Origin of the sequence: Streptomyces sp. NPDC048484 (genome assembly GCF_040651415.1) — a bacterium.
Taxonomy (GTDB): domain Bacteria; phylum Actinomycetota; class Actinomycetes; order Streptomycetales; family Streptomycetaceae; genus Streptomyces.
In genome coordinates this window covers 1-5,286 of the sequence record NZ_JBEZJY010000111.1, presented here as the reverse complement: position 1 = coordinate 5,286, position 5,286 = coordinate 1, and the positions used below count along the sequence as shown (strand labels likewise).

The window sequence follows — 5,286 nt, the reverse complement described above, 5'->3', positions numbered from 1 at the left end:
GTCGGGTCCCGGTGCCGGGACCCGACCCGCTACTGCGCACTGTGAGCCGCTCACAACGACCGCTCACAACCGGTCGACCGCTCACAACGAGTCGAAATCACCCGCGAGGGCGGAAGCGAGTCGCATGTGCGGCTCGGCCTCCTCGTTCCTGCCCTGGCGTTGGAGTGTGCGGCCGAGCATGAGGCGGGCGTAGTACTCCACCGGGTCGCGCTCGACGAGTACGCGCAACTGCTGTTCCGCCCGGCCGAGTTGGGCGGAGTGGTAGTACGCGCGGGCCAGCAGCAGGCGGGGCCCCGTCTCCTGCGGTACCTCCTCGACCAGAGTGTCGAGAACGCGCGCCGAGGCGGTGTAGTCCTTTGCGTCGAAGAACATCCGGGCGCGCTCCCAGCGCTCCGCGGTCGTCCCGTGGTCGTAGTACGTCGTGTTCACGTCTGACCTCCTCCTTCGCCCCGCAGAACCGCCAGGAGTTGTTGAATATTCCACGACTAGGGTGAGCGGCTGGGTGGGCGCATCCTGGGAGCGCCGGGGGAGTGCTTCTCGGTCAGGTGGCCGCCGGCGGGCGGGGGAGTGGCATGACGGCCGCTCTCGACGGGGCTAGGTTGTGCGCCATGAGCAATCTTGATCGCGAGCCCGTTCCCGCTCTGTGCGGTGGCCGGGGTTTCGTGGTGGCAGAGCCGGTGCGTGAACTCCTCAGCCCTCGCCGGGTCAAGCTCGGCGAGGCCGGCGAAGTCCGGCGTCTGCTGCCCAACATGGGCCGGCGCATGGTGGGCGCCTGGTGCTTCGTCGATCACTACGGTCCCGACGACATCGCCGAAGAGCCCGGCATGCAGGTCCCGCCGCATCCGCACATGGGCCTGCAGACCGTCAGCTGGCTGCACGAGGGCGAGGTCCTGCACCGCGACTCCACGGGCAGCACGCAGCAGATCCGCCCGCGTGAACTGGGCCTCATGACCTCCGGCCGGGCCATCAGCCACTCGGAGGAGAGTCCCAGGTCGCACGCCCGCTTCCTGCACGGCGCTCAACTGTGGGTCGCGCTGCCCGACAGCGACCGCCACACCGACCCGCGTTTCGAACACCACAGCGAGCTGCCCGTCGTGACGGCCTCCGGCCTGCGGGCCACGGTCATCCTGGGTGGCGTCGACGGAGCGACCTCGCCCGGCACGACGTACATGCCGATCATCGGCGCCGACCTGGCCCTGGCTCAGGGCGCGGACGTACGCCTCCCGCTGGAACCGGACTTCGAGTACGCCGTGCTGTCCATGTCCGGCGAGGCCCACGTGGACGGCGTACCGCTGCTGCCCGGTTCCATGCTCTACCTCGGCTGCGGCCGCACCGAGCTGCCCCTGCGGGCCGAGTCGGACGCGGGCCTCATGCTCCTCGGCGGCGAGCCGTTCGAGGAGGAGCTGGTCATGTGGTGGAACTTCATCGGGCGGTCCAACGACGATATTGCACAGGCCCGTTCGGACTGGATGGACAGCTCGCGCTTCGGCGAGGTGAAGGGCTATGACGGTGACCGGCTCCCTGCGCCGGCCCTGCCGCCCGGGCCGCTCAAACCGCGGGGACGAGTGCGCTGACCGGTACAGATACTGCTGTCGGCAGGGACACAGCCCCGGGGTGGGCCTGAGCGCGGCGAACGCGGGTAGCCCTGGGCGAGCGGTCATGCGCGGCCCCGGGGGCATGCGGGCCGCGCAGCGAGGTGAAGGCGGTGTTGGCCAGCGGGCCGCGTCGCAGCAGTGACCACATCCCTTCCGCCGGGTTCAGATCCGGTGCGTAGGAGGGAAGCTGCGCGATGGTGAGCCAGTCATGTTCGTCGGCGTACTGGCGCAAACCGGCGGCACAGGCGGCTCAGTCTCCGGCTGATGCTTGCTGCCACTGGACGGCGACTTGGATGTGGACGCCGAGCATGCGGGCGAGGGGCGCGGCGGGGACTGGAAACGGGGCATCAGCCACCGTGCCAGTCCCCGACTCTGCTCAGCCGGCGTTCATGGCGTCTATCAGGCTCTTGGGGCGCATGTCTGTCCAGGTCGTCTCGATGAAGTCGAGGCACGCTTGACGCGCTGCCTCTCCGAAGACCAACTCCCACCCGTCCGGCACGTCGACGAATGTGGGCCAAAGCGAGAACTGACCCTCCTCGTTTTTCAGAACAAGGTAGCTGGCGTCCTGGTCCTCAAAAGGGTTCGTCATCATTCAGTCCTATCTGTCACTCAGAGGTAGAAGTATCAGGGTGGCCAACCCCGGCCAATGGGTTGCTCGACACCAGTTCAGTCGAACGATTCGCTGTCCTTTGTCGTGGACAGCCAATCAGCAATTGAATCCCAAAGCAGAGAGAGCATGGGGGGATCGGCCATCTCGTCGTGAGAACAAGGCAACCGTGCCTCGCTTATCTTACCGGAAGTGTAGGGCTGCCACATGGCGCTACCCCAACCGTCCTCGAGTTCGTCCGACGAAATAAAAAGAAGATCGCCGTGAAATCTGCGAGGATGATGCTTCACGTAGATGCGGGTATTGTTCGCAATGATTCTCGCCCGTACTTCAGCCTCTTCTTCTGAAATCTCGTTGCGGAAGTAGTCCGGAAGTCCGGCGAGATCATGGAGAGAAGGCGCCTCGTCGAGTGTGTCCGATGCATCCGCGTGATCGTCATGGCCGCTGCCGTCACGTTCTAGAATCGCTTGACGTATGAGATCCGCAGATTCCCGGTGGCCGGTCTCGTCCGGGTTGAGTGTGTCGAATGGGGCGGGTGCATAGCCTCCCATGATGATGAGTGCCACCTGCTGGCCGTCTTCCTGCAGTTGTACAGCCATCTCGTGCGCTACGCGGCCTCCCATCGACCACCCCAGCAGATGATACGGACCGGACGATTGCACGGTGCGCAACTCTTTGATGTATTCTTCCGCCATTTTCCGGATGGATCCCGGCAGCTCACCCGCGTCGTCGGCATCCCGCGCCTGCAGGCCGTACAAGGGAATGCCAGGAGGTACGAATCCGGCCAGAGGTGCGAAGCACCAACTCAACCCGGATCGCGGATGGGCACAGAAGAGGGGCGGCCGGCTCCCGTGCGTCCTGATGGGGAGAAGAGTACGAAGCGAGTCCTTCATCGCGGGAAGGCTGAGCCGATGTGCGAGTCCAGCGACACTGGGTGATTCCATCAGCATTTGGACGGAGACATCGACACCCATGATCGAACGAATCCGACTCACCAGCTTGACCGCCAGAAGTGAATGTCCGCCGCATTCGAAGAAGTTGTCGTCGACGCCGATGTGAGGCACGTTCAGTCCTTCGGCGAAAATTCTGCACAGGAGTTCCTCCTGGACCGTGGAGGGTTCCCGTCTCGGCGCGGACCAAGTATGGTCCGGCGCCGAAAGCTCCCGTCGATCCAGCTTCCCGTTCGCCGTCAGCGGTAGACTCTCCAGGACCGCCAACGCGGACGGCACCATGTACTCCGGCAGCATCGCGCCGAGGTGGGCGCGCAGGGCAGCCAGGTCGACCCCGGCGGTGTTGCCGTCACTGCTGGTGTTGCCACCGTTGAGGACGAGGTAGCCGACCAGGCGCTTGTCGCCGGGGCGGTCCTCACGCACCATCACCGCTGCCTGGGCCACGGACGGGTGGGCGAGCAGCGCGGCCTCGACCTCACCCAGCTCGATCCGGAACCCACGGACCTTCACCTGGTCATCCGTACGGCCCAGATACTCCAGTTGTCCCTCGGCGTTCCAGCGGGCCAGGTCGCCGGTGCGGTACATCCGCTCGCCCGGGGTGAAGGGGTTCGCGACGAACCGCTGTGCGGTCAGGCCCGGCCGGGCGTGGTAGCCGCGGGCCAGCTGGGCACCGGAGACGTACAACTCACCCGCGACGCCCACCGGCGTCGGCCGCAGAGCCGGGTCCAGGACGTAGACCCGGGTGTTCCACACCGGACGGCCGATCGGCGCGGCACCCCCGGGCCATGCCGCCCGGTCCGCCGGCAAGGTATGGGCCGTGACCACATGGGTCTCGGACGGACCGTAGTGGTTGTGCAGCACCGTCCCGGCCGCCCCACACAGGTCACGGATCCGATCACTGAGTACAAGGGCCTCGCCGGCCTGGGAAACATGACGCAGCCACGGCAGGTCCGTGCCCTGCTCCGCCACAGCCTCACCCAGCGCGTCCACCATCATGTTGGGGGCGTACAGCTCGGTGGCCTTGTGTTCCCTCAGCCATACGACGAACTCTTCCGGGTTACGCCGGATCTCTTCGTCCGGCACCACAAGGGTCTTGCCGTCCAAGAGGGCAGAGAGGATCTCCTGGGCCGAGACGTCGAAGCTGATCGCGGTGAACTGAGCGACCCGCGAACCGGCCTCGGCGGGGATGGCGGAAGCGTGCCAGGACATCAGGTTGACCAGCGCGCCACAGGACATCACCACACCCTTGGGGCGCCCGGTCGAGCCGGAGGTGTAGATCAGGTACGCGGGGTGTTGCGGCAGCAGCGGACAGGTCCGCTCCTCGTCGCCGGGAACGTCGGCCGGCAGTGCGCCGAGTTCAGTGACGACTGCAGGGTCGTCCAGCAGCAGCGCGGGCCCGGTAGCCATGCGCCCGGCGACCTCTGTGGTGGTCAGCGTCAGCGAGGGGACGGCGTCGGCCAACATGAAGGCGATCCGCTCGGCCGGATACTCCGGATCGATCGGCAGGTAACCGGCGCCCGACTTCAGCACCGCCAGCAGACCGACGATCAGGTCCACCGAGCGAGGCACGGCCAGCCCGACGATGCGCTCGGGACCGATACCGCGACGGATCAGCAACCGGGCGAGCCGGTTCGCACGCTCGTCGAGCTCCGCGTAGGTCACCTCAGCGCCACCGAAGACCACTGCGGTCGCGTCGGGGGTGCGTGCGGCCTGGGCCTGGAACAGCTCCGGGAGCGTCGCCGCGGGCACCTTCTGGGCGGTGTCGTTCCACCCCGACACAATCCGGTGCCGCTCCTCCGCCGACAGCACCTCCACGCCGCTGACCCGCTGGTGCGGTTCCCTGGTGACGGTGTCCAGGACGCGGACGAACCGTTCGGCCAGAGTTTCCACCGTTTCGCGGTCGAACAGGTCGAGGGCGTAGTCGATACCGCCGTACAGACCGGCCGGGCGACTGCCAGTGCCGGTGCCGGTGCCGGTGCCGGTGCCGGTGTTGGCATCGGCACCGGTGTTGGTGTGGAAGGTTTCGCTCAGGCTGAAGAACAGGTCGAATTTGGCTGCGGGTTCGCCGGTGGGCAAGGGTTCGGTGTCGATGCCGGGCAGGTCGAGGGCGGCGTGGGCGTTGTTGTGCAGGGTG

The 5,286-nt window shown here is 66.7% G+C and carries 4 protein-coding genes and 1 pseudogene; 1 reads left to right on the top strand and 4 read right to left on the bottom strand.

The genetic code is table 11. The features are described from left to right. Positions 1-81: 81 nt before the first annotated feature. Positions 82-429 (bottom strand): tetratricopeptide repeat protein, encoded by a 348-nt coding sequence (locus AB0D14_RS44575; protein ID WP_362791160.1) that lies wholly within the window; start codon positions 427-429, stop codon positions 82-84. A gap of 179 nt (positions 430-608) precedes the next feature. Between AB0D14_RS44575 and AB0D14_RS44570 the strand changes: the two genes are divergently transcribed. Next, positions 609-1,574: a pirin family protein gene (locus AB0D14_RS44570; protein ID WP_362791158.1), complete on the top strand. Its 966-nt coding sequence runs from the start codon at positions 609-611 to the stop codon at positions 1,572-1,574. A gap of 118 nt (positions 1,575-1,692) precedes the next feature. Here AB0D14_RS44570 and AB0D14_RS44565 read toward each other — a convergent pair. From AB0D14_RS44565 to AB0D14_RS44555, 3 genes and pseudogenes are all read right to left on the bottom strand, one after another. Then, positions 1,693-1,836, bottom strand: a pseudogene (locus tag AB0D14_RS44565) (transposase); the annotation flags it as partial. 135 nt (positions 1,837-1,971) lie between these two features. Then, the gene (locus AB0D14_RS44560) at positions 1,972-2,184 is read right to left on the bottom strand and encodes an MbtH family protein (protein ID WP_362791163.1); all 213 of its coding nucleotides are present in this window, start codon (positions 2,182-2,184) and stop codon (positions 1,972-1,974) included. 77 nt (positions 2,185-2,261) lie between these two features. Continuing rightward, the coding region (locus AB0D14_RS44555; RefSeq protein ID WP_362791155.1) for an amino acid adenylation domain-containing protein at positions 2,262-5,286 on the bottom strand (3,025 nt) is incomplete at its 5' end.